The organism is Bacteroides sp. AF34-31BH (genome assembly GCF_003602795.1).
Lineage (GTDB): Bacteria > Bacteroidota > Bacteroidia > Bacteroidales > Bacteroidaceae > Bacteroides > Bacteroides uniformis.
The window spans coordinates 34,949-61,261 of sequence record NZ_QTLV01000011.1 but is presented as its reverse complement, the minus strand read 5'-3'; the positions used below and the strand labels follow the sequence as shown (position 1 = coordinate 61,261).

16 protein-coding genes are annotated in these 26,313 nt (G+C 37.7%); 15 read left to right on the top strand and 1 reads right to left on the bottom strand.

The annotated features are described in order from the left end of the window. Positions 1-95: 95 nt before the first annotated feature. Both DWZ67_RS15415 and DWZ67_RS15410 read left to right on the top strand, forming a co-directional pair. Positions 96-545: a hypothetical protein gene (locus DWZ67_RS15415; RefSeq protein WP_005828472.1), complete on the top strand. Its 450-nt coding sequence runs from the start codon at positions 96-98 to the stop codon at positions 543-545. Between the two features lie 234 nt (positions 546-779). Next, positions 780-989 carry a winged helix-turn-helix domain-containing protein gene (locus tag DWZ67_RS15410; protein WP_025834937.1) on the top strand — a complete coding sequence of 70 codons (210 nt, stop codon included), beginning with the start codon at positions 780-782 and terminating at the stop codon, positions 987-989. Between the two features lie 1,054 nt (positions 990-2,043). Here the strand turns inward: DWZ67_RS15410 and DWZ67_RS15400 are convergent. Then, positions 2,044-2,262: a hypothetical protein gene (locus tag DWZ67_RS15400; RefSeq protein WP_120139260.1), complete on the bottom strand. Its 219-nt coding sequence runs from the start codon at positions 2,260-2,262 to the stop codon at positions 2,044-2,046. 235 nt (positions 2,263-2,497) lie between these two features. On the opposite strand from DWZ67_RS15400, the gene DWZ67_RS15395 reads away from it, so the two are divergent. The 13 genes from DWZ67_RS15395 (at position 2,498) to DWZ67_RS15335 (ending at position 26,313) form a co-directional block, all read left to right on the top strand. Next, positions 2,498-4,780 (top strand): GH92 family glycosyl hydrolase, encoded by a 2,283-nt coding sequence (locus DWZ67_RS15395; protein WP_120139293.1) that lies wholly within the window; start codon positions 2,498-2,500, stop codon positions 4,778-4,780. Positions 4,781-4,812: 32 nt separating this feature from the next. Further along, the gene (locus DWZ67_RS15390) at positions 4,813-6,219 is read left to right on the top strand and encodes an SGNH/GDSL hydrolase family protein (protein WP_120139259.1); all 1,407 of its coding nucleotides are present in this window, start codon (positions 4,813-4,815) and stop codon (positions 6,217-6,219) included. 41 nt (positions 6,220-6,260) lie between these two features. Further along, positions 6,261-8,231 (top strand): sialate O-acetylesterase, encoded by a 1,971-nt coding sequence (locus tag DWZ67_RS15385; protein ID WP_120139258.1) that lies wholly within the window; start codon positions 6,261-6,263, stop codon positions 8,229-8,231. A 187-nt stretch (positions 8,232-8,418) separates the two neighbouring features. Then, positions 8,419-10,014, top strand: a complete 1,596-nt coding sequence (locus DWZ67_RS15380; RefSeq protein WP_120139257.1) for a sulfatase — start codon at positions 8,419-8,421, stop codon at positions 10,012-10,014. Positions 10,015-10,201: 187 nt separating this feature from the next. Continuing rightward, a complete protein-coding gene (locus DWZ67_RS15375; protein WP_120139256.1) occupies positions 10,202-11,161 on the top strand; it encodes a FecR family protein in 960 nt (319 codons plus the stop codon). A 43-nt stretch (positions 11,162-11,204) separates the two neighbouring features. After that, a complete protein-coding gene (locus tag DWZ67_RS15370) occupies positions 11,205-14,648 on the top strand; it encodes a TonB-dependent receptor (RefSeq protein ID WP_243635174.1) in 3,444 nt (1,147 codons plus the stop codon). Between the two features lie 10 nt (positions 14,649-14,658). Continuing rightward, entirely contained in the window at positions 14,659-16,557 is a 1,899-nt protein-coding gene (locus tag DWZ67_RS15365; RefSeq protein WP_120139291.1) for a RagB/SusD family nutrient uptake outer membrane protein, read from the top strand. A gap of 18 nt (positions 16,558-16,575) precedes the next feature. Further along, a complete protein-coding gene (locus DWZ67_RS15360) occupies positions 16,576-17,331 on the top strand; it encodes a DUF3823 domain-containing protein (protein ID WP_120139255.1) in 756 nt (251 codons plus the stop codon). A 5-nt stretch (positions 17,332-17,336) separates the two neighbouring features. Further along, positions 17,337-19,490, top strand: coding sequence for a GH92 family glycosyl hydrolase (locus DWZ67_RS15355; protein WP_120139290.1), 2,154 nt, complete (start codon positions 17,337-17,339; stop codon positions 19,488-19,490). 31 nt (positions 19,491-19,521) lie between these two features. Continuing rightward, positions 19,522-20,670, top strand: a complete 1,149-nt coding sequence (locus DWZ67_RS15350; protein ID WP_120139254.1) for a glycoside hydrolase family 130 protein — start codon at positions 19,522-19,524, stop codon at positions 20,668-20,670. A 144-nt stretch (positions 20,671-20,814) separates the two neighbouring features. Then, the gene (locus DWZ67_RS15345; RefSeq protein WP_120139253.1) at positions 20,815-23,166 is read left to right on the top strand and encodes a GH92 family glycosyl hydrolase; all 2,352 of its coding nucleotides are present in this window, start codon (positions 20,815-20,817) and stop codon (positions 23,164-23,166) included. Between the two features lie 107 nt (positions 23,167-23,273). Next, positions 23,274-23,825, top strand: a complete 552-nt coding sequence (locus DWZ67_RS15340; RefSeq protein ID WP_120139252.1) for an RNA polymerase sigma-70 factor — start codon at positions 23,274-23,276, stop codon at positions 23,823-23,825. A 19-nt stretch (positions 23,826-23,844) separates the two neighbouring features. Beyond that, complete coding sequence (locus DWZ67_RS15335; protein WP_120139251.1) at positions 23,845-26,313, top strand: hypothetical protein; 2,469 nt, start codon at positions 23,845-23,847, stop codon at positions 26,311-26,313.

Below are 26,313 nucleotides of genomic sequence, written 5' to 3'. Positions count from 1 at the left end.
AGGGAAATCCCTATGTATAAATAGAGAGAATCACGGAAAAGGAGGTTTTTATCATACTACATTTGCTGTATGGATAAATACTAAAACTTTCTATTATGAAAAAGATGTCAGTTGTTTTAGGCTTGTTACTCGCTGTCTTGGTGATGGGCTGTGGCATTTATGAAAGCTACGGGTTTGATTATAAGCAGTTGAGCAGCATTGAACGTGGTATGAGCTTTAAAGAGGTGTGTACCATTTTAGGAGAGCCTGCATTTAGAGATTTGAATAAGGAGGGAGAGGCTTGGACATTCCGCGCTTATACTCCTGCGGGGTGGTCGGCTGTCAAGGTGTGGTTCAAAGACGGAAAAGTGGACGAAATGAAGAGCTATCTGGAGGATACTTATCCGGTTACCACTTCGCGGGACAAGAGTTTCATGAATGAGAAAAAAGAATCTTCCGACAAGAGTAGCGAAACAAAGGTAATAGTTTCGCCGGAAGGGAAACATTACATCAAAATGGGCTCGGTAGTAGTCACTCCCGAAGGCAAGCATATAATAGTACCTTGATTATACCAACATAATCGTTTCCGGATATAGTATAATGTGAATATACCTTTCTATAAAGTGTTGATATTTATAAAGTTCTATATTTTTTGCAGATTTTAGGTATATGTAGTTCAAAGAATGTTATCTGAAATGAAAAGAATGGGCAATGTTTGTCATTGCTCTGTCTTTATCTTATATTTGAGTAGATAATATAGGATATCATTTTAAGAAAGGAACTAATAATAAGATAATAATATGAAGAATATTGAGAAGGCGACCAATAATATGAAAATGGTATATTCCATTCTGTGCAATCTTAAGAAGTGTACAATCTTTGAATTACAGAAACTGACGAAGTTCAGGGATGTGGATTTGTGTTTGGCCTTGGGATATCTGCTGCAGAATAACCAGATTTATCAGAAGCGTATTGATAATATGGTTTACTATGGGGTCATCGCAAAATGAAAAGATATACAATAGGTTTACCACACATTTTGCTTACATGCTTGCATGGTGCTTTCTAATTGTTTGTTATACCGCATTTTACGGTATGTAAGCAGACGCTATGCAAGTATGTAGGCAAACTTTGCTTGCATGCTGTTTTTTCTTGTGCAAATGGCTGGTCTTCTTTCCGCAAAGAACAGCTCTTTCTCCTACTAAAAGCTTATTAATGACTATTGTGCACGGTTGTGATGAAACTTCTTCACTATTGTGGTACGGCTTCTTCATGCTTGTGGAGAAGCCGTACCACAATAGTGCGCATGTCTAACTGTCATTTATTCAGTGTATTGACAGCCTATGTTAGAGCAATAAAAGACTGATAGGCTGTCTTTCATTGGCTGTGTGTTTACCTTCAAAAGAGTGATATGGTAGTGGATAATGTTCATGTTTTGCTGCTTTTTCAGTGAAAGAAATCATGAATATTTGGATACTTGAAAAATAAGTCCCACCTTTGCACGCGAATTAGAAAACCAAAAGAGTTTTGTAATCCTCATCGGAGGGCTGTAAAAATGTCGGATAAGATGACTGGGTAAAACCAATCATTTTATAATGAAATTGTATATCAATAAATTACGTTGATATGGTCATTTTTCATGTCTAAAAACATAATCTAACCACTGTAAAGGTACTAATTTTATGGAATAATCTTCTATTACTGACAGAAAAAGACGATAGGCAAAGACGAATATTTTAGGGACATTCAGAAAATATTATGAGATTAGTCAATTGATTCATGTTCAATACCCCGCAAATAAGGCTTGGCTGTCAAAACTGAGAAATTCCAAACTTGGATATGGCAAAAAACGGAATTTCAGAGATTCAGCCTATATTAGGCTTTATGGAATTTGATATTCTAAAAAAATATCGGAAAAGTTTTGAGAACAATGAGTTGTGCCGTATCCATTCATTTTTTTCTTTTCTCATCCATTGCAAAAGATATGAAATTTAAGGATTCTATTCTTGACTGAGAAAGCTATTCATGACTGACGCTACTTGTAATGAAAGTTACATCTGCAACTCACTGATATAAAGCTGCTGTGGAAAAGTGTCGAATGGTTTTACCGCCATCTTTTGCAAGGGCTGTCAGAGTCTTGGCATCTGCCGTCTCAGAAACAAGTATGACAATGTAAGCCGTGTCTATCTTGCCCATTGCAAAAACTCCGGCGTAAAGCATCACATACCAAAATGATAAAAGACGTTTGATAAAAACTTCTTGCCAGTCGTGAGCGTACCACACGGTTGGAGGGAAGTTTTTTATATGAATAGTAACAAGGATGGTTTAGATATGTTTTGGGGGAAACGTAAAACAGGTCGCGCTATTTAATTAGTTTCATTTTAGTGGAGTATCATCGATACAATATTATCATTGATTACTTTAGAACCATGACGTTGTGTCATTTATTCTTTGATTCTGTTTGGGGGATTTCTGTTTGTTATTCGTCATATTAATAAATGATTAAATGTTTTCCCATATGAAAAGGAATGTTATGATTCGATTTTTTTTGCTTTTTTATGCTGTTTTCTTGTTTTCAATCAATAGTGCTTTAGCAAAAGACTTGGTGAATTACGCTAATACATTGCAGGGTACAGATTCTAACTTTAAACTGAGTCGGGGGAATACATACCCCACAACGGCCTTGCCTTATCCTATGCATGCTTGGTCTGCACAGACAGGTAAGAATGGAAGTGGATGGAAATATCAATATACATCGACTACTATCCGAGGATTTCAGCAAACACATCAATGTAGTCCATGGGTAGGCGATTATAACGTGTTTTCCATGATGCCTGTGCTTGGGCGCTTGGAAGTAGATGAGAATAAACGTGCATCCTCTTTTAGTCATAAGAATGAAATTGCTAAGCCGCATTATTATTGTGTGAAGTTTGACAATGGTATGATGGCAGAAATATCGCCAACAACACGATGCGGGCATCTACGCTTTTCTTTTCCCGATTCTCAAAGAGCTTATCTTGTGTTTGATGGCTATACCAATTTGAGTAGCGTCAAAATAGATGTGGAAAAACGTCGTATTACGGGCTATGTAAACAATGGGAGGTGGGCACCCAAATCCTTTAAGGCCTTTTTTATAATTCAATTTGATAAGCCGTTTGTCTCGTATGGTACTTGGGAGAATAAACAGAATACAATTAAAGAAGGAAATGTTGGAGATGAAGGAAAAGGTGTAGGGGCATATATTGAATTTATCAAAGGTGTGAAGGTAGAAGCCCGTGTAACTTCTTCTTATATAAGTTTAGAACAAGCTGAACTTGCTTTACATGAGGAATTAGGAAAATTTACATCTTTGGAAGATACTAAACGTAATGCTTTTAAGGTATGGAACAATTTGTTTAATCGTGTTTTAGTTGAGGGCGGCAGTGAAGAACAAAAAGCTACGTTCTATTCTTGTATGTTTAGGGCTAACTTGTTTTCTCATAAATTTTATGAAGAAAGGAGTGATGGAAGCCCTTATTATTATAGCCCTTATGATGGGAAAATACATGCTGGTTACATGTATACAGACAATGGATTTTGGGATACATTTCGTTCACAATTTCCTTTAACTAACATTTTGCATCCTACCATGCAAGGGCGCTATATGAATGCCTTGCTTGATGCTCAGGAGCAGTGTGGTTGGTTGCCCTCTTGGTCTTTTCCTTCTGAAACGGGCGGTATGCTGGGGAATCATGCTATCTCTTTACTTGCGGATGCTTGGGCGAAAGGTATTCGTTCCTTTAGTCCCCAACGGGCATTGGATGCTTATGTGCATGAGGCTATGAATAAAGGACCGTGGGGAGGAGCTAATGGCCGTCAAGGGTGGAAAGAGTATTATCAGTTGGGATTTGTTTCTTATCCAGAATCCATGGGGGCTACTTCCCAAACGCTAGAATATGCTTATGATGATTTTTGTGGCTATTTGATGGCGAAGGCTGCTGGCAATAATTTTTATCGTGATATTTTTGCCAAGAATATGTTCAATTACAAAAACGTATATGATCCTTCTGTTGGTTTTATGCGTGGAAGAAAGATTAATGGTGACTGGAGTGAGTTTGATCCCTATGAATGGGGAGGCCCTTACTGTGAGGGAAATGCTTGGCACTATCTGTGGTCTGTATTCCATGATGTGCAAGGTCTGATAAACTTACTAGGAGGGGATGATAAATTTGTGGAAAAAATAGATTCAGTTTTCTCTGTACCCAACATCATAAAATATGGAACTTACGGCACTAAAATCCATGAAATGTTAGAAATGGAATTGGGAAATATGGGACAGTATGCCCAAGGAAATCAACCGATACAGCATATGATCTATTTATATAATTATGCAGGTGCTCCTTGGAAAACCCAATATTGGATACGACAAGTGATGGATCGTTTGTATAACAGTACGGAGAAAGGATATCCTGGAGATGAAGATCAAGGGGGTATGTCTTCTTGGTATGTGTTAAGTGCTTTGGGGATATATAGTGTATGTCCGGGAACAGACCAATATGTTTTGGGAAGCCCTCTGTTTGACAAGGCGACTATAACTTTGGAAAATGGTAACAAATTTGTAATTGAAGCCAGAAATAACAACCGTAAGAATATGTATATCCGTTCTGCTACCTTGAATGGGAAAAACTATACCAAAAACTACATTACTTATCAAGATATAGCTAAAGGAGGCTCTTTGTCCTTGGAAATGGATGATAAACCTAATAAGCAAAGAGGTATAGGCAAGGAAGATAGACCTTTCTCGGTGAGTATAAATAATTAGATGAGTTGTTGAATTATAAATTCTGATTAAGAATGAAGAAATGGGGATTGTATGTATTCTGTGTCTTGTTATCCTATATGAATCTGCAGGCACAAAAGTTACCTATGCCTTTTCAAAATGGTGATAGGGTGGTGTTTTTAGGAAATAGTATTACTGAAGGAGGACATTATCATTCTTACATCTGGCTTTACTATATTACTCGTTTCCCTGAGTTACGTATGCAGATGTATAGCGCAGGTACAGGAGGTGATTCCTCTTGGGATATGTTGGAACGTCTGGAGGAGGATGTTTATGGCAAAAAGCCTACGGTCGTTGTCGCCTCTTTTGGGATGAATGATAGTGGTTATGATGAATATTTAAGAGGTAATGTAGAGACATTTGTTTCCGATCGCTTGTCGCGTATAGATACTGCTTTTAAGAAAATGCAGGATATTATGTTGGCACATAAAGATACCAAGGTGATTTTGGCAGGTAGTTTGCCTTATGATGAAATGTGGCTGAGTGGTAAGAGTAAATTGTTTTTAGGCAAGAATACAACGGTGGCTGAAATTGTAGAAATGCAGCGGAAGGCAGCAGTTCGGAACGGCTGGAGCTTTGTTGACTTCTTCGGTTCGATAACTGCGGTCAATAGGAAGCAGCAAGCAAAAGACCCGACTTTCACTTTGACTCAAGGGGATCGTATTCATCCAGATAATCATGGTAACATGCTGATGGCTTACTTTTTCCTAAAGTCACAGGGATTGGCTGGTAAGCCTATAGCAAAAGTTTGCATCAACGCTGATACACAGAAGGTATTGAATAGGGAGAATTGCTATGTTAGCGGGCTTAAAAATGATATGGGAAATGCGTTATCGTTTAATTATTTGGCAAAATCTTTGCCTTATCCTCTTGATACGGTACCGCGTGGCTGGGGGAAAAAGCATTCACAGTTTGAAGCAATCCAATATGCCCCTATTATCGAGAGTTTAAATCAAGAAATATTACAAGTGCAAGGATTGCAAACTGGTAACTATGCATTGAAAATCGATGGAAATTTTATTACGATTTTGGATGCTGAAACTTTGGCAGACGGAATTAATTTGGCTGTACTTCATAATACTCCTCAATATCAGCAAGCTGTAAAGGTAATGCATCTCAATGAGGAACGTTGGAACATAGAGAAACGTTTTCGAGAATATGCCTGGACGGAATTTCGTATTCTGAAACGGAAAGGTATATTGTTTCAAGATAACATAGCTGCGATGGATACTTTGCGCGCTAGTGTGCACGAAAATATTTTTTTGGCGGGACATTTGGATAACTTTTCCAAAATGATGTATCCTGAAATACGAAAAGCATGGCAAGACGAGATGGAGCTATTGGTAAGCCGTATGTATGAATTGGCACAACCGGTGATACATCGAATAGAGCTGGTGAAAGAAAAAGAGGCCTGCTTATAATTTGTTGTTTAATGTTGGACTGAATATTTAATGATATAGTTATGAAATATGCTAAATTTATATTGATACTTTGTGTTCTATTTGGGAGTATTTCCCTCATATCTGCTAAAGTTGCTTTGCCTCATATATTTTCAGACAATATGGTGTTACAAAGAAAAATGCCCATTCGTATCTGGGGATTTGCTGATGCGAAAGAAGTTGTCTATGTTACTTTAAATGGTGTTTCACAATCAGCCATAACAGATAAAACAAGGAAATGGGAGGTTATTTTACCGGCAATGGAGGCAGGAGGACCTTTCACCCTACAAATAAAAGGTAAGGCAAATGAAATTCTATTTGAGAATGTTTTGATTGGTGATGTGTGGTTATGTAGTGGACAATCGAATATGGAGTTTTTCCTGAAAGGCTCAACAAATGCTCGTGAGGACATTCGACGTTCGGATAACAAACATATACGCTTGTTTACCGTTCCTAAAAATAAGCAAACAGCCGTAGAAGTAGATTTGCCTGAAGGAAATTGGGAAGAATGTAATCCTCTTACCACTCCCTATTTTTCAGCGGTGGCTTATTATTTTGGTAAAGCGCTTCAGAAAGAGGTGGGAGTGCCAATTGGCTTAATCAACTCCTCGTGGGGAGGAACCGATATTGAAACATGGACAAGTTGGGAATCTGCCATGGCTAATCCTGCATATATGATACATGAAGGAAAAAGTATAGAGCAGGCGCTAGGCTACTCAAGTCGTGATTTGGAACGTTACAATCAGGCTTTACGCATGGAGGATAAAGGTATGACAAAACATTGGTATTCTGCAGAATATGATGTATCAAACTTAAAAGTTTGTAAATTACCCTCTGCTTGGGGTGGAGAACTGGCTGATGAAGATGGCGTTGTATGGTTTTATAAGGATATTGTGTTGCCTCAATCTGTATCTGAACTTTCAGCTGTGCTTTCATTAGGGACTATAGACGATAGAGATGTGACATTTGTGAATGGGATCGAAGTTGGGGCTACGAATAATTGGTTTTCTGGTCGTAGGTATCCTCTGAAGCCAGGTATACTAAAACCAGGTAGAAACCGTATTACCGTAAAAGTGACAGATATGGAGGTGAAAGGTGGCTTTACTGGAAAACCGGAAAATTTATTTCTCAAAGTGGGGGATGAGCGTTATTCGTTGGCAGGAAAATGGCATTATGAACCTTCCATTCTCACTTCTTATTATGGATTGGGAAGTTTAGGGAGTGGTCCTAACGCATTTTCTTCTTTGCTGTACAATGGCATGATAGCTCCACTAGTGGGGTATAATCTTAAAGGTGTCATCTGGTATCAAGGAGAGAATAATGTGAACAAGGCCTATGCTTATCGTAGTTTGTTTCCTTTAATGATAAAAGATTGGAGAAAGCAATGGGGATACGATTTCCCTTTTATTTGGGTACAGTTGGCAAACTTCATGTCAGTGGATGCGCAGCCGAAAGAGAGTGAATGGGCGGAATTACGTGAGGCGCAAAACATGGCTCTGTCTCTGCCTGGTACTGGACAAGTAGTTATTACAGACCTTGGTGAAGCCGGTGATATTCATCCCAAAAATAAAAAAGATGTAGGTTTGCGTTTGGCAGCAAATGCTTTGCAAGTTGCTTACGGTAGGGATACTATTGCTTCTGGACCAGTGTATCATTCAATGAAGCTAGCCTCTGGAAAAATAATTCTTTCTTTTACCAATATGGATAAAGGGCTGAAGGCTAAAGGTAACAAATATGGCTATCTTAATGGCTTTGCTATAGCTGGTGATGATCGTAAGTTTGTTTGGGCAAAAGCCTATATCGAAGATGATAAAGTTATTGTGTTCAATGAAACTCTGAAACATCCTGTAGCAGTGCGCTATGGATGGGGAAATAATCCGGATGATATGAATTTGGTAAATAGTGCCGGTTATTTGGCTTCTCCTTTTCGGACGGATAGTTGGCCAGGGATCACACAGCCTGTTCTCTATAAATATGGTTTGAAAAAACGGTAAATTTGAAAACATGCTTTCAGTAACTGTATTTAAATGTTGAAATTTTGAAATGTTTAAGTTAGGATGACTAAGGAAATGTTAGTTCATACTTTTCGGGGAAAAGATTGCAGATTTAATATATATAATTGAAAATGAGAAGGTAATCCTATTGTTGGCTTGTATCAGTAATTGTAAAATTTATTAAGTTATGAAAAATGTATTATCACCTATGCTATTTTGTTTACCGGTTTCTTTAATAGGAGGGGTTCAAAATGGTTATGCGGAGGAGGGAGAAGAGTTGCCATCCCCAAAAATGAATGTGGTTTATATCATGACAGACGATCATTCATATCAGACAATTAGTGCCTATGGTGGTATATTGGCAAAATTGGCGCCCACTCCAAATTTAGATCGTTTAGCGGAAAAAGGAATGCTTTTTGAACAAGCATTTGTAGAGAATTCGCTTTCTGCTCCTTCCCGTGCTTGTCTGATGACTGGACTATATAGTCATCAGAATGGGCAACGGCAGCTTTTTGGGCAGATTGATACTACTAAAACTTTTTTTTCGGAAATACTGCAACAGCATGGTTATCAAACAGCAGTTGTTGGTAAATGGCATTTGCAGTGTGAACCTAAAGGGTTTGATTATTATCAAGTGTTGTATGGGCAAGGTGAGTATTATAATCCGGAATTTAAAAATAAAGAAACAAGGGGAAAGTATGTGAGACGTGAGGGATATGCTACACATTTGGTAACGGATTATGCTATTGATTTCTTAGAACACCGTAAACCTGATACTCCTTTCTGTCTGCTTGTTCATCATAAGGCTCCTCATCGGAATTGGATGCCAGAGCCTAAATATCTAGACCTTTATGAAGATGTGGAATTCCCTTATCCGGATACTTTTGATGATGATTATGGTACACGTTGCCAACCGGCTCATGAACAGGAAATGCAGATAGATAAAGATATGACTGTTGTTTATGATCTTAAATTAAACCAATTGAAGGATACTGCACCTTATAGTGAGGAGTGGAATGTAAGAGGTATGCAAAGCTCTATTGATCGTATGAAGCCGGAAGAACGCTTTTTATGGGAAGAGGCTTACGATAAGCGGTTTGTCGATTTTAAAAATATGCAGCTAACTGGAAATGAACTGAAAAAATGGAAATATCAGGCATATATGAAAGATTATCTTCGGTGTATCAAATCTATAGATGATGAGGTTGGACGGTTGATTGAGTATTTGGAGAATCATAATTTGATGGATAATACTGTAATTGTATATACGTCAGACCAAGGATTCTATATGGGAGAGCATGGGTGGTTTGACAAACGTTTTATGTATGAGGAGTCGTTAAGAACACCACTTATCATTTATTATCCTGGAATGGAAAAAGGAAAAAAATGCAATAAGTTGGTACAAAATATTGATTATGCTCCGACAATTTTGGATATTGCGGGAATTGATAAGCCTAATTATATGTCAGGAGAATCCCTAATTCCTTTATTGGAAGGTAATGTGTCAAAGAAATGGCGCCGTGATATTTATTATCACTATTATGATTATCCTGCTCAACATAAGGTACGTCGGCATGATGGAGTACGTGATGGACGCTATAAATTGGTTCATTTTTATGATGTAAAAAACAAATCGTATAGTTATAATGAATTATATGATTTGCAGAAAGATCCTCATGAACTAAATAATGTTTATGGTAATTCAAATTATAAAGAAGTGCAACGGCGTTTGCAAGTCCGTCTTGATTGTTATAGAAATGAATTGAATATAGACGAGTATTAGTTTTTTTATTCATAAGTTTTGATACTTGGAGAGCTTGTACCTTAAGTTTTCCAAGTATCTTGCGTTTTGTCTTGTCGGATGTTTCTTGATCGGGGCAGTTGAAAAAATATATATTTTTATTGGGGGATTATTCATTTGATATCGTCTTATAAATGAATGTATGATAAAAGTATGATTTTAAGGTCTAATGAAAGAAAATGATTTTAATAGGTATTTCACCGGAAACATGAGTAATGCGGAAAAGCGTGCTTTTCTTGCTGAAATTGCAGCCGACCCTACATTACGACGAAAATATGTTCGTATGAAGAATGTAATGGGGCTGGTGGCTTATGTTTCGGATTGGGATAATGAGACAGATATGAGTGCATCTGGCAGTGTGAAAATGAAGATGTACAAAGTAAGACGCTATTTTCATGTGGTGCTAGGATATGCAGCTGTTGCTTTGGTTGCAGTGGGGATGACTTTGTTTTTGACTTTGCATATTGTGTCAACTAATGAAGAAAAACAGTTAACGGAAATAGAAGTTCCGGTAGGACAGAAAGTTCATGTGTTATTAAGTGATGGTACTGCCGTGTGGTTGAATTCAAAGAGCAAATTTCGTTTTCCTGCTGTGTTTAGTGGTGACAAACGGCAAGTCTATCTGGATGGAGAAGCTTATTTGGAAGTAGCAAAAGACGAGGGCAAACCTTTTGTTTTGCATACTAGCAGAGGAGATGTGCGCGTGCTGGGTACAAAGTTTAATGTGTTTAACTATTCAGATAAGCCACTTTTTGAAACAACTCTTTTGCAAGGTGCGGTAGAGGTGGATTGCGGAATAAAAGGAGGTAAGTTATATCTATCTTCCAACGAGCAAGCAGTGTTAAATGATGGGACAATATTTAAGAGATCCGTAAAAGGTGATGAACTTCTTTTATGGAATGAGGGGGTGCTATACTTTGATAATCAATTGCTGAGCGATATAATACTGCGATTGGAGAGCTATTATGATGTGAAATTTGTTGTTCAAAATATCAATCGCTTGAAGGGACGTTTTACTGCGAAATTTCGTGTGGGTGATGATATAAGGACGATATTGGATGCTCTGATTAATACGGGGCGTTTTTCGTACAAGTTGAGTGTAGATAATAAGATTGTCTACATACAATAATAGTAGTTTTTGATATAATTGTTAATTTTAAATGGTTTTTGTTATGGAAAACATTTTACTTGAAATGCTTTTACGAAGGCTTCCTGAAAGGAGTTGGCGGAAAGTATGCGTGCTATTAAGCCTTTGTCTCTTGTTGGGTAATACCCTCAATTCGGCAATGGCTGTTAATGTACTGAGTCCGACTGTAAAAGTCAGTGTTCAAACAAGAAACGCTACTCTGAAGAGCGTGTTGAATGATTTGGAGAGACAGTCGGGATACTATTTTGTTCATTCGGATGATGTCAATATCAATCAACTTGTCAGTTTGGATGTACGTGGCATTAAACTGAAACAAGCCCTTGAAATGATTTGTAAGGATAGAGGATTGGTTTATGAATTTTCCGGGAAGTATATCACTCTGAGAAAAGTGTCTTCGAAAGTGGCAAATCTGATTCAGAGTGAAAATAAGAAAGTTATTAAAGGACGCGTCCTTGATAAGGATGGCGAGCCGATAATTGGTGCCACTATTCAGGTGAAAGGTGGTACAGTAGGTGCCATTACCGACATTGACGGCAATTTTTCCCTTGAAGTAAATGATGATGCGACTTTACTAGTGTCTTATATAGGTATGAAAACAGAAGAGGTCACTATCCTTGGCAAACAGATGTTAAGCATCGTTTTGCAAGAAGATGCTGTATTGATGAATGAGGTGGTCGTTGTGGGATATGGAACACAGAAAAAAGTAAATTTGACAGGTGCCATTTCTACTGTAGGGACTGAGCGATTGGTACAAGCACACCGTCCCAATCTTTCCAGTGCATTGGCGGGTAATCTGCCTGGTATCCGTTCTGTACAAAAGAGCGGTCGCCCGGGTGAGGATGGCGCTGCTGATTTGGATATCCGTGGCTTTGGTAGTGCTTTAGTAATAGTAGACGGAGTGGAATCCGATTATAAGTCTATCGATCCTAATGATATAGAATCAATTAATGTATTGAAGGATGCATCAGCAGCTGTCTATGGCTTTAAGGGTGCGAATGGTGTTATTCTTGTTACGACTAAGAAGGGCAAAGAAGGAAAGACTAAAGTAAACTATAGCTTCAACATGGCTTTGCAAAGTGCAACACGCATGGTGGAAGTGATGGATGCTATAGAGTATATGACTTACATGAATGAGTCTAATGCCAATCGTGGTTTGTCCGAGGCTTTTTCTCCGGATGTTATTCAAGATGTTGCCAATGGTACAAGCACTCAGTATTTTAACACAGATTGGAATGATCTGGTTATGCGTAAAAATGCACCTATGCAAACACATAATATAAATATATCAGGAGGTTCAGGTAAGTTCAGATATTTTACATCATTTGGCTACCTGCATCAAGACGGTATTGTTCGTACAAACGATACGTATGAACGCTTGAACGTGCGTTCCAATCTGAGTATGGATATCATAGAGAACCTGACAGCAGACTTGAACTTGAGTGCACGCCGTGAAAATCGCCATTCTCCCGTAGCAATAGGAACTGGTGGGGCATTTGACGATAAATTTTCATCGGGTGTGTTCACCAATATGCGTACGGCTTTACCTTACTATGAACCCTATGCCAATGGGAACAGAAAGTATTATAATTCTGTACAGGATGGTGTGATTAATCCCTTGGTGGCATTGGACGAAGATGTTGTAGGTGCAAAAATATCTCATGGGGAACAATTTGCCGGTCAATTCCAATTGAAGTATGATTTTTCCAAGTGGGTGAAAGGACTTTCTGCCCGTGCTGTAGTGAATTACGAACGTAATTCGACATTGGCAAAAGAAAATCCCAAAGCGTTCAGTACTTACTCGTACGATGCAGTGAATGATATCTATGTAGAAAAAGAGCAAAGTTCTACAAATAAGATAAATCGTTATCATGATACCAATAGTTGGCTTACACAACAATATACGTTGGATTATAATAATAATTTTGGGAAGCATGACATTTCAGTCTTGGCTGTATGGGAAACCAAAAAGTATGACCGTGAATACTTTAAAGCTGAGGGTGAGTTGGATAATACTTTGATTCCTGAATTGGATGCTTCGAATTCCAATAATCGTATGATAAGTGGTTCTTCTGAAGAGAAGGCGTGGGCAGGTTTGGTAACTCGTATCAACTATGCTTATGATGCCAAATATCTGATAGAATTAAGTGGGCGTTATGATGGTTCTTATAAATTTGCTAAAGATAAACGTTGGAATTTCTTTCCTGCCGTATCTGTTGGGTGGAGATTGTCTGAGGAGAGTTTCATTAAAAACAGTACAAATATTTTCGATAATATCAAATTGAGGGCTTCATTTGGAGTGATAGGTGATGAGGTGGATGCTAATCCGGGGAATTATTTGGAAGGATATACCTATCCGAGTGGCAACCGTTACGTATTTGGTCCAGGTAATGTGATTTCCGGTGCAAAAGATAAAGGCTTAATTAATCCGAATTTTACCTGGTATGAATCTCGTCTGACTAATGTGGGGGTAGACATTTCGATGTGGCAAGGAAAACTGGGCTTAGAATTTGACGCATTCTATCGTAAACGTACTGGCTTAAAGGCTACATTAGGAGCTACACTGCCGACTTCGTTTGGAGCGAATTTGCCGGAACAAAACTTGAATAGTGATTCTCACAGAGGCTTTGAATTAGTTTTATCACATAGAAATACAGTTAATGATTTTCACTATGAGGTAAGGGGTAATTTTACGTATACTCGTAAGAAAAACTTGTATCGAGAACAGGCGCCATTTAAAAATGCTTATGACAATTGGAGGCATAACGGTGCCCATCGCTGGGAAAATATTGGATGGGGCTATAAGGCTATCGGACAGTTCGGAAGCTGGGAGGAAGTTTTAACTTCACCAGTACAAGACAATAATGGAAACTTGTCACTGATGCCTGGTGACATTAAATTTGAAGACTATAATCATGATGGTATTATCAATGAGCTTGATGAACAGCCTATTACAAGAAGCGGTACACCGGAAATATTCTTTGGACTAAATATGCTAGCTTCGTATAAAGGATTTGACTTTTCCATGTTATGGCAGGGAGCCAGTAATTATACATTTACCATTTCTCACAAGGAGCCTTACCAACAAAGTGGCAGGGGTAATGGTTATCGAATGTATGAAGACAGATGGCATCGTACTGATATGAATGACATGAACAGCCAATGGATTCCTGGACGTTTTCCGGCTATCCGTGCAGAAAGTAACCCTGCTTCAAATGGGAAGGCATCAACTTTTTGGACTCCCAATATCTATTATCTGCGGTTGAAAAACATAGAGTTGGGCTATACATTACCCAAGACCTGGGTGAACAAGTGTGGCGTACAAAATCTACGTTTCTATGTAGGTGGCTATAATTTGTTGACTTTTGCTCCTTCTTCGGTAGATGGTATGGACCCGGAAGGCAATGCGTCCTACGGTATGTATTATCCTCAAACGAGGACTGTGAATTTTGGTTTTAACTTGGAATTTTAAACTGATACTTATGAAATCAATTAAATATACTCTATTTTCATTATTGTTGGCTTCGTCTTTGGTGTCTTGCGATGACTTTTTTGACATAAAGCCTGCAACTTTTATTCCGGCAGAAAATGTCTGGAATGATCCAGATGTTGTAAATTCTGTCATTGCTGAAATGTATTCTAGCATGCAGCTTGAATTGTTTTTTTACGCTAACGGTTTTTTTGACTTTTCGCATGTGGATTTAACCTATTGTTCGGATGAAGCTGCCGTTTCGTGGGCTAATGGGGTTTTTGCCAACACTCCCAATGTGGTAATATATGGTGATGATTGGTTTTATATGTATGGAGATACTTACAAAGGTATTCGTCAATGTAATACGTTTATCAAGCAGTCGGAAACAGCAGCAATAGAGCAGTCTGAAAAAAAATCTGTTGTGGCAGAGGCTCGTTTCATTCGTGCTTTTCATTACTTTAACCTGGTAAAACGCTTAGGTGGGGTACCATTAATTACTGAAGTACAAGAATATGATGATGATTTGACTGCTCTGCAAGTCCCACGTAATAAGGAAGATGAAATTTGGGATTTCATTCGTACTGAAATGGATGATATTGCAGATGATTTGCCCGAAGTTCGCAGTGAAAACGAAAAATACCGTATTACTCGCTACGCGGCTTATGCCTTGAAGTCCAGGGCTTGTCTATATGCTGCTTCTATTGCAAAATATGGAAAGTTGGATAATGAGCATTGTGTAGGTGTACCTCCTGCTAAGGCTATATCATATTGGGAGGCTGCCGCAGATGCAGCTGAAAAGGTAATAAACAGTGGTCGTTATGAATTATATGGATATAATGTTGCTGCAGAACAGCGTACAGAAAGTTTCCGTCAAATATTTTTTGATGAATCGGCGGCTAATAAAGAAATGATTTGGGCAAAGGGATATGCTTTACCGGATGTGAAGCACAATTATACACGCTATTATGTTCCTTTTAGCTTTACTCGTAATGGTTATGGTTGTTCAGGCACTCCTACTTTGGAATTTGTTGAAGCATTTGAATATATTGATGGAAGTAACGGAAAACTGAATGTGCAGAATGAAGATGGAAGTTATATCAAGTACGGAGATATGAAAGACTTATTCAAAGACAAAGATCCCCGTTTGGCAGCTACGGTATGTTTACCTGGCGATAATTTTCAGACTAGTTTTATAGAAGTTAGACGTGGAATAGCTAGAGGGATGCAAATTCCAGATAAGAGTACATGGGTAAATGACCAGTCTAAAACAGAGACCTTGGCTGATGGGCAAGAAATTACGGTATTAGGTAAAGATGGTCCCACAGTTGCAAAAAATCCGACAAAGACCGGTTTTTATGCACGTAAGTTTTTGGATGAAGATGTTGCAGACTATAATATGTGCTCTAATCCTTGGCCGGTATTTCGCCTTGCTGAGATCTACCTTAATTTGGCCGAAGCCAAAATGGAGTTGGGTGACCTATCGGCAGCCAAGAAGGCTGTAAATATGGTTCGCCACCGTGCAGGTATAAAGGAACTGGATGATATGGAAGTAACATTGGACCGTATACGTAATGAACGTCGTGTAGAATTAGCTTACGAGAGTCATCGTTATTGGGATTTGCGACGTTGGAGAATTGCTGCTACTCCACGCGCTGATAACGGAGGCAAAGGTGTGCTCGATGATAGTCCTATCACCTCATTGTTCCCATGGGCTGTTTATGAAGATGGTACAAAAATAAGCGACATTGATGGACGTGTCGTTCCTAAGTCTTATATTTTTTCAAGAGAAAGTGGCTATGACCGCGTAAATCGCCCGAATAAACAATTTTTAGAAAGACACTATTACATCAAATTAAGTGATACAGATTTGAAGACGAATCCTAAATTAGTACAGAATCCTCATTTCTAATTAAAAATAATATTGATCATGAAATTAAAATATACGATGTTGGTATGCTGTATTTTATCTCTTACAGCATGTAGTTTGGATAACTATGATACTCCCGATGGAGGTATTAATGGTTCAGTTGTAGATGTAGCAACAGGTGAGTTGGTTCCTCAACCGGTCAATGCGACAACTGGTATGCGCGTTCGTCTGACGCAACAAGACTGGAAAGTAGAAGCGGAATCCCAATTATTTTATGCGCAAGAAAATGGACAATTTATCAATGGACAATTGTTCAATGGGGAATATACTATGGTGTTGGAACAAACAAATTTCTTTCCAGTGGAAGAACAATCTGTTACTATTAACGGACAAACTAATGTAATAGTAGAAGTTGTTCCTTATGCAAATGTGTCAATTGCAAATATATCTCTAAAAGATTTGATAATAAATGCTGATGTTATAGTTGGTCGTACTTGGAATTGGCAAACAGATAGTAAAGATTGTAAAATTACTGCCATTAAGTTATATTGGAATGTCTCTAACCATATTGACAGGGATGCCGGACATAATTTGGGTACTGGAAATTTAAATTGTTCAACCATGAGTGACGCCGATATTCTATCCGGTGGGCAACAAGTATCTATGGAAATAAATAGTGCGAATATCAATAAATATGCTCACTTTATCAAAGCCAATGGTAATAAGATTTATGTGCGCGCCGTTGTGGTAACCAAATATGCTGGTACGGAATATTATAATTATAGTAATATACAAGAGTTAAATATCGAACTTTAATGGTAATGAATAAAACCTTTCGAAATATAGTATTAGCCTTATTCTTATTTTATGTGCTTCCGTTAGGAGCTAACAAGCACAAAGTATCGTATGCAAAGTTGGTGAATACAATGATAGGAACGAAAGGAACGGGTTGGGCCTCGGGATATACATATCCTGGGGCTACCTATCCTTTTGGAATGGTACAGTTTACTCGTTCTTATTTTTGTCCTCATTTGGGATTCGGGATTAACCAACTAAGCGGAGCGGGTTGTGATCATATGGGGAATTTTCCGATGCTCCCTTTGTCGGGAGAATTGAAAGTTTCTCCCGACAATCTAAAAGGGTTGCGTTTGGACATCTCGCAAGAAAAAGGAAGTGCAGGCTATTATCAAGCTTGTGTTAACGGCGATGCACAAGTCGAACTGTCAACAACGGAACGTACAGGTATGGCGCGTATCGCTTTTAATGGTAATGAAAATAAAAATACGGTAATAATAGCTGGTGGTGTAGCGGGGACACCGATAGAGGTGGCTTCTGTCGTTATAACAGGGAGAAATACATGTGAGGGTTATGCAGAAGGTGGAAGCTTTTGTGGAATATCTACTCCTTATAAAGTGTATTTTGTGGCAGAATTTAATAAAGAATGTATCGAATCAGGTGTCTGGAAAGAAAAGAATATTTATAAAGGACATACATTCTCAGAAGGTAAAAATTCAGGCGTATTTTTCACATTTGAAGGAACAGATTCTCCTTTGTTATATAAAATAGGAGTTTCATATGTGTCGGTGGCAAATGCAAAAGAGAATCTGAAAGCTGAGAATAATGGATGGAACTTTGATGAAATAAAAACTGCAGCTGTGAACAAATGGAATTTCTATTTGGGAAAAATTGAGGTAGAGAGTGATAATGATGAAAGATTGACTCAGTTTTACACTCATTTATACCATGCGTTGATTCACCCCAATATTTGTAGTGATATAAATGGTGATTATATGGGGGCAGATAATAAAATCTACAAAACTCACAGCAAGCAATATACATCTTTCAGCAATTGGGACACATATCGTGGGCAAACCCAGTTATTGGCAATGTTAGCTCCAGATGTATGTTCGGATGTAGTTGCTTCTCATTATGATTTTGCTATGCAAAGTGGGGGAGGGTGGCCCCGTTGGGTACTGGCAAATATTGAAACGGGAGTAATGCAAGGGGATCCAACAACTTTGGTTGTCGCAAATGCATATGCTTTTGGTGCAAGAAATTATGATCCGCGTACTCTTTTAGCTGTAATGAAACGTGGAGCTGAAATACCGAATACTCGTTCACAAGATGTGTATACTCGTCCCGGTTTGAAGCAATATTTGGAAAAAGGATATTATGATGCATCCATTCATTTAGAATATACATCTGCCGATTTTGCTATAGCTCAGTTTGCTCTTCATGCTTGTAACAATGAACCCACTAGTTGGCATTATATGAAACGAGCAGATTCCTGGAGGAATTTATATAATCCAGAAACAGGCTGGATACAGTCTCGAGATTCCGATGGTTCATGGAAACCTTTAAATAAAGATTTTCGTGAATCTACATATAAGAACTATTTTTGGATGGTTCCTTATAATTATAAAGGTTTGATCGATATTATTGGAGGGAAAAAGGAAGCGGAAAAACGTTTGGATGAAATGTTTGTGCGTTTAGATGCCAGCTATAATGATCCTTGGTTTGCAGCAGGTAATGAACCAAGTTTCGGAATCCCTTGGGTTTATAATTGGATTGGAAAACCTTGGAAAACTCAACGGATAATTCGTCGTGTACTCAATGAACAGTATTTTGCTACGGATAATGGATTACCAGGAAATGATGATTTAGGTTCTATGGGGGCTTGGTATGTATTTGCTTGCTTAGGTATCTATCCTGAAATCCCTGCAGTAGGAGGTTTTTCCATTCATAGTCCTATTTTCAAATCTGTAATTGTGCATCTTGAAAATTCGAAAGTAAGAATAGAGGGAGGCTCTGAAAAGAAAGAGTTTGTACACTCATTGCAATGGAATGGCAATGAGTATGACAATACATGGATAGACTGGAAGACCTTTTCAAAAGGAGGTATCTTGAAATTTAAATTGGGAGATAAGCCGAATGAGGTTTGGGGGACGAAGATTGCGCCACCTTCTTTCCAATAAAATCATTAATATAGCTTTAAAGAATATTATTATGAGAATAAAATTATATTTTACATTGTATTTAGGGACATTATTGTTGACTGCTTGCCAGAATATCAATAAAAAAGATATGACTGGGACTTATACGCCTTCTTTTCCACTTGCAGAATTTGTACGGCCAGCTAATGTAAATCCTATTATCTCTCCTGATTCTACGACTCGTTTTTACTGTCCTTTAACGGAAGATTCTGTAGCATGGAAATCAAATGATACCTTTAATCCGGCAGCAACTACCTATGGTGATAAAATAGTAGTTGTTTATCGTGCAGAGGACTGCCTGGGTAAAGGTATCGGTCAACGTACTTCTCGTTTGGGCTATGCGGATTCGGAAGATGGAATTCATTTTAAGTGCGAACGATACCCTATATTTTATCCGGCTAATGACAGTCAAAAAGATTTGGAATGGCCAGGCGGTTGTGAAGACCCTCGTATTGCAGTTACTGAGGACGGTTTATACGTGATGCTGTATACACAATGGAATCAAAAGTTACCTCGTCTAGCTGTTGCCACTTCCAAAGATTTACGTACATGGACGAAATATGGTCCAGCTTTTGCCAAAGCCTATGATGGACGCTTTTTCAACACATTTTCTAAATCGGCTTCAATTGTTACTTCGTTAAAAGATGGTAAAATGGTAATTACTAAAGTAAATGGTAAATATTTGATGTATTGGGGAGAAAAGGCTATTTGTGCTGCTACATCTGAAAATTTGGTGGACTGGACTCCAATGTTGGATGAAAAAGGGGAGTTACTAAAACTTCATACCCCTCGGAAAGGCTATTTTGATAGTAGCCTGACCGAATGTGGTCCTCCTGCAGTGATCGGGAAGAATGGCATTATTTTGTTATATAATGGAAAGAATAAAGCTGGTGAAGGGGGCGATTCTAATTATGCAGCTAATGCTTATTGTGCAGGACAAATATTGTTTGATTTAAAAGAGCCGACAAAGATTTTGCAAATACTGGACAAGCCTTTTCTTGTTCCCAGCGATTCTTTTGAGAAAAGTGGCCAATACCCTGCTGGTACCGTGTTTATTGAAGGATTGGTCTATCATCAAAATAAATGGTTCTTGTATTACGGATGCGCAGATTCTCGTGTAGCGGTTGCAATATATGATCCTAAGAATGATAATCTTGAATAAACAAATATTTATATGTCCGAAAAAGAAGGCTTGAGCTCGTAAGATATTAAGTTGCTTTTGAGATAATAAGGGAAGATTTGTAGAAATAAGAATAAGGGAAAGAGTAAGATTGACAATTTCAAACTGCAGTAAAAAACAGAATAAATGGACAGCTTTTTAAAGAATATAAGGTTGGGTTGTAAGAATTTGAGTGGTTTACTTTGTGTAGTAGCTCTGACGCTGAGTAGCTGTGATAATCATGTGGATGAAAAGGATAATCTGTCTATTTATGTAAATCCATTTATTGGAGCAAGTACAAGCATTAGTGCTGCTGGTACTTATCATGGATTAGGAAAAACTTTTCCGGGCGCCACAACTCCTTACGGTATGGTGCAGGTTAGTCCAAATACTATTTCTGGTGGAGATAATGGTTCGGGGTATAGCTATGAACATAATACAATTGAGGGGTTTGCTTTAACACAAATGAGCGGTGTAGGCTGGTTCGGTGAGTTAGGTAATTTTTTGGTGATGCCTACTACTGGTGTTTTGCAGACAGTAGCAGGAAAAGAAGATGGTTCCATTAAAGGTTTCCGTTCGTCGTATTCTAAAGAGTTTGAGAAAGCTGAAGCCGGTTATTATTATACTGAATTAACAGATTATAGGATCAAGGTTGAAACATCGGCTACTCCTCATTGCGGTATCATGAAATTTACTTATCCGCAAAATAAACAGTCACGTATCCAAATAGATCTTGCTCGTCGTGTGGGAGGGGCTTCTCGTTTTCAGTATCTCGAAGTGTTGGATGAGCATCATATAGCTGGCTATATCGAATGTACACCCGAAGAAGGGGGATGGGGAAATGGAGAAGGCAATGTTTCTTATATGTTATATTTTTATGGAGAATTTAGTAAACCTTTGGAGAAATATGGTTTTTGGAGTGCTGATATACCTAATGGATGGGTGCGTAAGCGCGATGAGGTGCAAAGCTTGAAATATCTGCAACGAGTGGCACAAGCTAAAATTTTTCACGGCAAGAAACAATTTTCAGGTAAGCATATCGGTTTCTTTTCTGATTTTGAAACTTATGGAAGTGAAGAGGTAACACTTAAAGTTGGAATCTCTTTTGTAGATTTAGAAGGGGCTCGAAACAATTTCGAGAAAGAAATTGAAGGAATTGATTTTCAAACTGTGCGTAAACGTGCTGCAGAGTTATGGGATAAAGCGTTGGCTAAAATAAGAATAAAAGGAGTCTCAGAAAATGAGAAAACTATTTTTTATACTTCTTTGTATCATACTATGATAGATCCTCGTATATTTACTGATGTTGATGGACGTTATGTAGGGGGAGATGGTAAAATACACCGAGCTGATGGTTTTACTAAACGTACTGTATTTAGCGGTTGGGATGTTTTTCGTTCTCAAATGCCATTGCAAACTATAATTAATCCGAAACTGGTTAATGATGAATTGAATTCTTTGATCACTTTGGCAGAGGAAAGTGGGCGCGAGTATTTTGAACGTTGGGAATTGTTAAATGCTTATAGTGGATGTATGTTAGGCAATCCTGCTTTATCTGTTTTAGCTGATGCCTACAGAAAAGGAATTAGGAATTATGATACTGACAAGGCAATGCGCTATGCTATGAATTCATCAAACAAATTTACTTCCTGGAAGATCGGTTATGATACTACAGCTTTATCTATATCCAATACGTTGGAGTATGCTTATGCTGATTGGTGTGCGGCACAGTATGCTAAAGATTTAGGATATAATATTGAAGCCGATACTTTACTGAATCGTTCTCAAATGTATCGTAATATTTTTGATCACTCAAAAAAATGGTTTCGTCCTCGTAAAGCAAATGGGGATTGGGTGAGTTGGCCGAAAGATGGTATGTTACATGAGTTTTATGGTTGTATGGAGTGTAATCCATTGCAGCAGGGCTGGTTTGTGCCACACGACTTACCAGGACTGATAGAATTGGTTGGTGGCAAAGAAAATATCTTGAAAAAACTGGAAGATTTCTTTTCTAAAACTCCTAAAGATCTGTTGTGGAACAGTTTTTATAATCATGCTAATGAACCAGTACACCATGTGCCGTTTTTGTTTAATCGCTTGGGTAAACCTTGGTTGACACAGTACTGGGCCCGTTTTATTTGTAATAATGCATATTTCAATTCAGTAGAAGGTTTAGTGGGCAACGAAGATGCCGGGCAGATGTCGGCTTGGTATGTGTTGGCTTCTTCCGGATTATATCCTATATGTCCCGGTGATAATCGCTATGAGATATCTTCTCCTATATTTTCTGAAATCCTTTTTGAGGTACCTGCTACTAACAAGATTTTCACCATTAAAGTGCATAACAATTCTGTAGAAAATATGTATATACAATCTGCTAAGCTAAATGGGATGAATTATAATAAATGTTATCTGATGCATGAAGACATATTGAATGGATCAACTTTGGAACTTTTTATGGGGGATAAACCCAATAAAAAATGGGGCTTGATTCCATAGAAACTATTTAGAAACCTTATTAACTATTTTTGGGTTTATGTATTGTTTGCATTTACTATTTTATCAAAGACTGTAAGTAAAAAGCTTATGTTAGTTTTAAATTTATAATGGAAATAAGTGAAAGTAGAAAAAAAATCTCGGAAATATATAGTTCTTATTATCCGAGGTTATGTCGTTTCGCTACAGAATATGTAGGTAATGTGGAAGATGCTAAAAATCTGGTGCAAGACATATTCGTGTATCTGTGGGACAACTCTACTTATCTTGATACAGTAACTAATCTCAACGCTTTTCTATTTACTTTAATTAAGAATCGCTCGATTGATTTTTTACGACAACAATTGCGTAAAGGACGAACTTATTATTGTTTATTGGAAATGATGGAGTATGAACTGAATTTGGAAGCTTTGGAAGCAATCGATGAAAATTTAATGTCAGACAATAACTTAGAACAGAGAATAGATGAAGCTATTCAATCACTTCCTGAAAAATGTCGAGAGATTTTTATGTTAAGTAGAGTTGAAGGTTTGAAATATTCTGAAATAGCAGAAAAACTCCATTTGTCTGTCAGCACAGTAGATAACCAAATTGGTATTGCATTAAAAAAGTTACGTGTAAAACTAAAAGACTGTTTGGCTATATTGATATTTTTATTGTAAACTTATAACTTATAATTTTATGAAGAATAAATGGAAAGCATTGCCGCTTTTGGGACTTTTATTGATAACAATGACTTTGGAGGCCCAACAAAGTTATTTTATAGATGGGTATCATGGGGGAGTTTATGGTCACTATCCAAAAGGGTATACCCGTTTTATAGTGAAGCAATTACAGAAACATTCAAATTGGAAAATTAATCTGGAAATAGAACCAGAAACATGGGACAAAGAGCGAATAGAAGATCCATTATATTATAATGCCTTTGCTGAAATCATACAAGATTCGATTTCACGCATTGAATATGTCAACCCAAGTTATGCTCAGAGTTATTTATTCAATTGTTCTGCTGAAAGTACAATTCGTCAATTTTCAATAGGGCTGGAAAAGGTGAGAGAACATTTTCCTGATGTTCTTTTTCACACTTACTCAAGTGAAGAACCTTGTTTTACAGCTGCTTTACCTGCAATTTTAATTTCATTTGGTGTAAAATATGCATCTTCTAAAAATCCAAATACTTGTTGGGGAGGATATACAACAGCCTTTGGAAATCAGAATTTTATAGTTTGGAAAGCGGCAGATGGAAGCGAAGTTTTGTGTGTACCTCGTTATGAATCAGAAAAATTAGAAAAAAAATCTACTTGGCAAACCAATGCTTGGAGACATTCTAAGGAATATGTACGAGATGCTTTTAAATCGGGAGTGAAATATCCTATTGGAATGTGCTTGCAAGATGCTGGATGGCGTGGAGGACCTTGGTTGAAGATGTCAGGGCATTATATGCCGGTAGAGTTTACTCTGTGGAGTGATTATTTTAAGAAATATGAACCTACTACTCAGCTTCAAGAATGGAGAATGTCACAAGAAGATATTCGGGTTAGTTTGGTTTGGGGAGCACAAGTGTTACAAAAAATAGCTCAGCGCGTACGTTATATAGAGAATTTATTGCCTCAATCCGAAAAAATAGCTACAATGGCGCATTTGTGGAAAGGTTTAAATTGGGATTATTGGAAATTTAGGGAAGCTTGGAGAGGCTTATTACTTTCCCAACATCACGACTGTTGGATAGTGCCCTATAATGGTGGGAAAGGAGAGACTTGGGCAGATAAAGTTCGTGACTGGACTTCTGTTTCGGAGAATTATGGAAACAAAATCATAAATAGCTCTGCGCATTCGTTTTGTGATAATGTCATTGGGACTGATGGCGTTTTGATATTTAATACACTTGGTTATCCAAGAAAGGAAATTGTAACAGTTAGTCACCCTAAAACTCATAAAGAGTACACATTTGATGCTGAGGTTCCGGCAATGGGCTATACCATTTATCTATGGGAAGAGATAATAAATCAATCTCAGAATATTAAAGGTGGCATGATTTCCGAAAAAAATGGGAAATATGTAATAGATACAGAGAAATATTGTGTTGTTATTAATCCTAGATGTGGGGGGGCTATTGAAAGCTTGAAGGTCAAGTACTTGGGCAATAAAGAATTTATTGATAAATCATCACCTTACTTTTTTAATACTTTGCGCGGATATTTTGCAGAACAAAAAAAGTTTATAAGTTCTTCTTCTACAATGGCTAGAGTAACAATTCTAGTTGATAATCCTTTCAAGGCAAAAGTACAAATTGATAGTAAAATAGCAGGACAACCGTATTCGCAAATTCTTTCTTTTACTAAAGATGGAGATTTGATAGACTGTGAGTTACATATTAATTGGGAAAGCAATGTACAGATTGGAAAAGAGACTATAGGGGAATTTAAAGCTGAAAATCCAGTGAAGGCTTTCTATAATGATAAGTATAAGCTTCATTTGCTTTTTCCTTCTATAGTGAATGGAGGTATTCTTGATAAAAATGCTCCACTGGATGTTTGCAGAAGTCGGGAAGAAGATACATTTTTTAATTCATGGGATGAAATAAAGCATAATATTATTTTGAATTGGGTAGATAACATTGATGAAACTGCACAAAATGGAATCTCTCTTTTTTCCGATCATACGACGAGTTATTTGCATGGCAAAAACTATCCTTTAGGATTGACAGTCCAGTATTCAGGGATAGGCTTATGGGGACGTAATTACAAAATAGCAGAGCCTACAATTGTTCATTATGCGATTCTTCCTCATTCTGGGGATTGGCGATCTGCTGATGTTCCTCAACATAATATTCGCTGGAATGAGCCTTTGCTTACATTGAATGTTTCCAATGTTCAAAAAGCTTCAGCCTCTTTATTTGAATTTAGTCAACAAGGATATGAAATCATGGCTTGCTATATAGATAAAGACAATACATGCCTTCGTATTGCCAATACAGGAATTGGAAATAAAATCGCAGAGTTGCGGATAAGAGGTAACTATGAAGATTTGCGATGGGTAGAGCTGGATGGACGTTCTACCAAAGTTGTCAAGTTGGGGGATGAAATTCAACTAACTATTCCATCGTTTGGATTTAAGACTTTGTATATAAAGAATTTATGTGTTAAGTGA

Coding starts and splice junctions, on each gene's coding strand:
- DWZ67_RS15370 (WP_243635174.1), top strand. CDS start 11,205: ATGGAAAACATTTTACTTGAAATGCTTTTACGAAGGCTTCCTGAAAGG.
- DWZ67_RS15365 (WP_120139291.1), top strand. CDS start 14,659: ATGAAATCAATTAAATATACTCTATTTTCATTATTGTTGGCTTCGTCT.
- DWZ67_RS15395 (WP_120139293.1), top strand. CDS start 2,498: ATGAAAAGGAATGTTATGATTCGATTTTTTTTGCTTTTTTATGCTGTT.
- DWZ67_RS15340 (WP_120139252.1), top strand. CDS start 23,274: ATGGAAATAAGTGAAAGTAGAAAAAAAATCTCGGAAATATATAGTTCT.
- DWZ67_RS15380 (WP_120139257.1), top strand. CDS start 8,419: ATGAAAAATGTATTATCACCTATGCTATTTTGTTTACCGGTTTCTTTA.
- DWZ67_RS15335 (WP_120139251.1), top strand. CDS start 23,845: ATGAAGAATAAATGGAAAGCATTGCCGCTTTTGGGACTTTTATTGATA.
- DWZ67_RS15360 (WP_120139255.1), top strand. CDS start 16,576: ATGAAATTAAAATATACGATGTTGGTATGCTGTATTTTATCTCTTACA.
- DWZ67_RS15345 (WP_120139253.1), top strand. CDS start 20,815: ATGGACAGCTTTTTAAAGAATATAAGGTTGGGTTGTAAGAATTTGAGT.
- DWZ67_RS15415 (WP_005828472.1), top strand. CDS start 96: ATGAAAAAGATGTCAGTTGTTTTAGGCTTGTTACTCGCTGTCTTGGTG.
- DWZ67_RS15410 (WP_025834937.1), top strand. CDS start 780: ATGAAGAATATTGAGAAGGCGACCAATAATATGAAAATGGTATATTCC.
- DWZ67_RS15375 (WP_120139256.1), top strand. CDS start 10,202: ATGAAAGAAAATGATTTTAATAGGTATTTCACCGGAAACATGAGTAAT.
- DWZ67_RS15390 (WP_120139259.1), top strand. CDS start 4,813: ATGAAGAAATGGGGATTGTATGTATTCTGTGTCTTGTTATCCTATATG.
- DWZ67_RS15385 (WP_120139258.1), top strand. CDS start 6,261: ATGAAATATGCTAAATTTATATTGATACTTTGTGTTCTATTTGGGAGT.
- DWZ67_RS15350 (WP_120139254.1), top strand. CDS start 19,522: ATGAGAATAAAATTATATTTTACATTGTATTTAGGGACATTATTGTTG.
- DWZ67_RS15355 (WP_120139290.1), top strand. CDS start 17,337: ATGAATAAAACCTTTCGAAATATAGTATTAGCCTTATTCTTATTTTAT.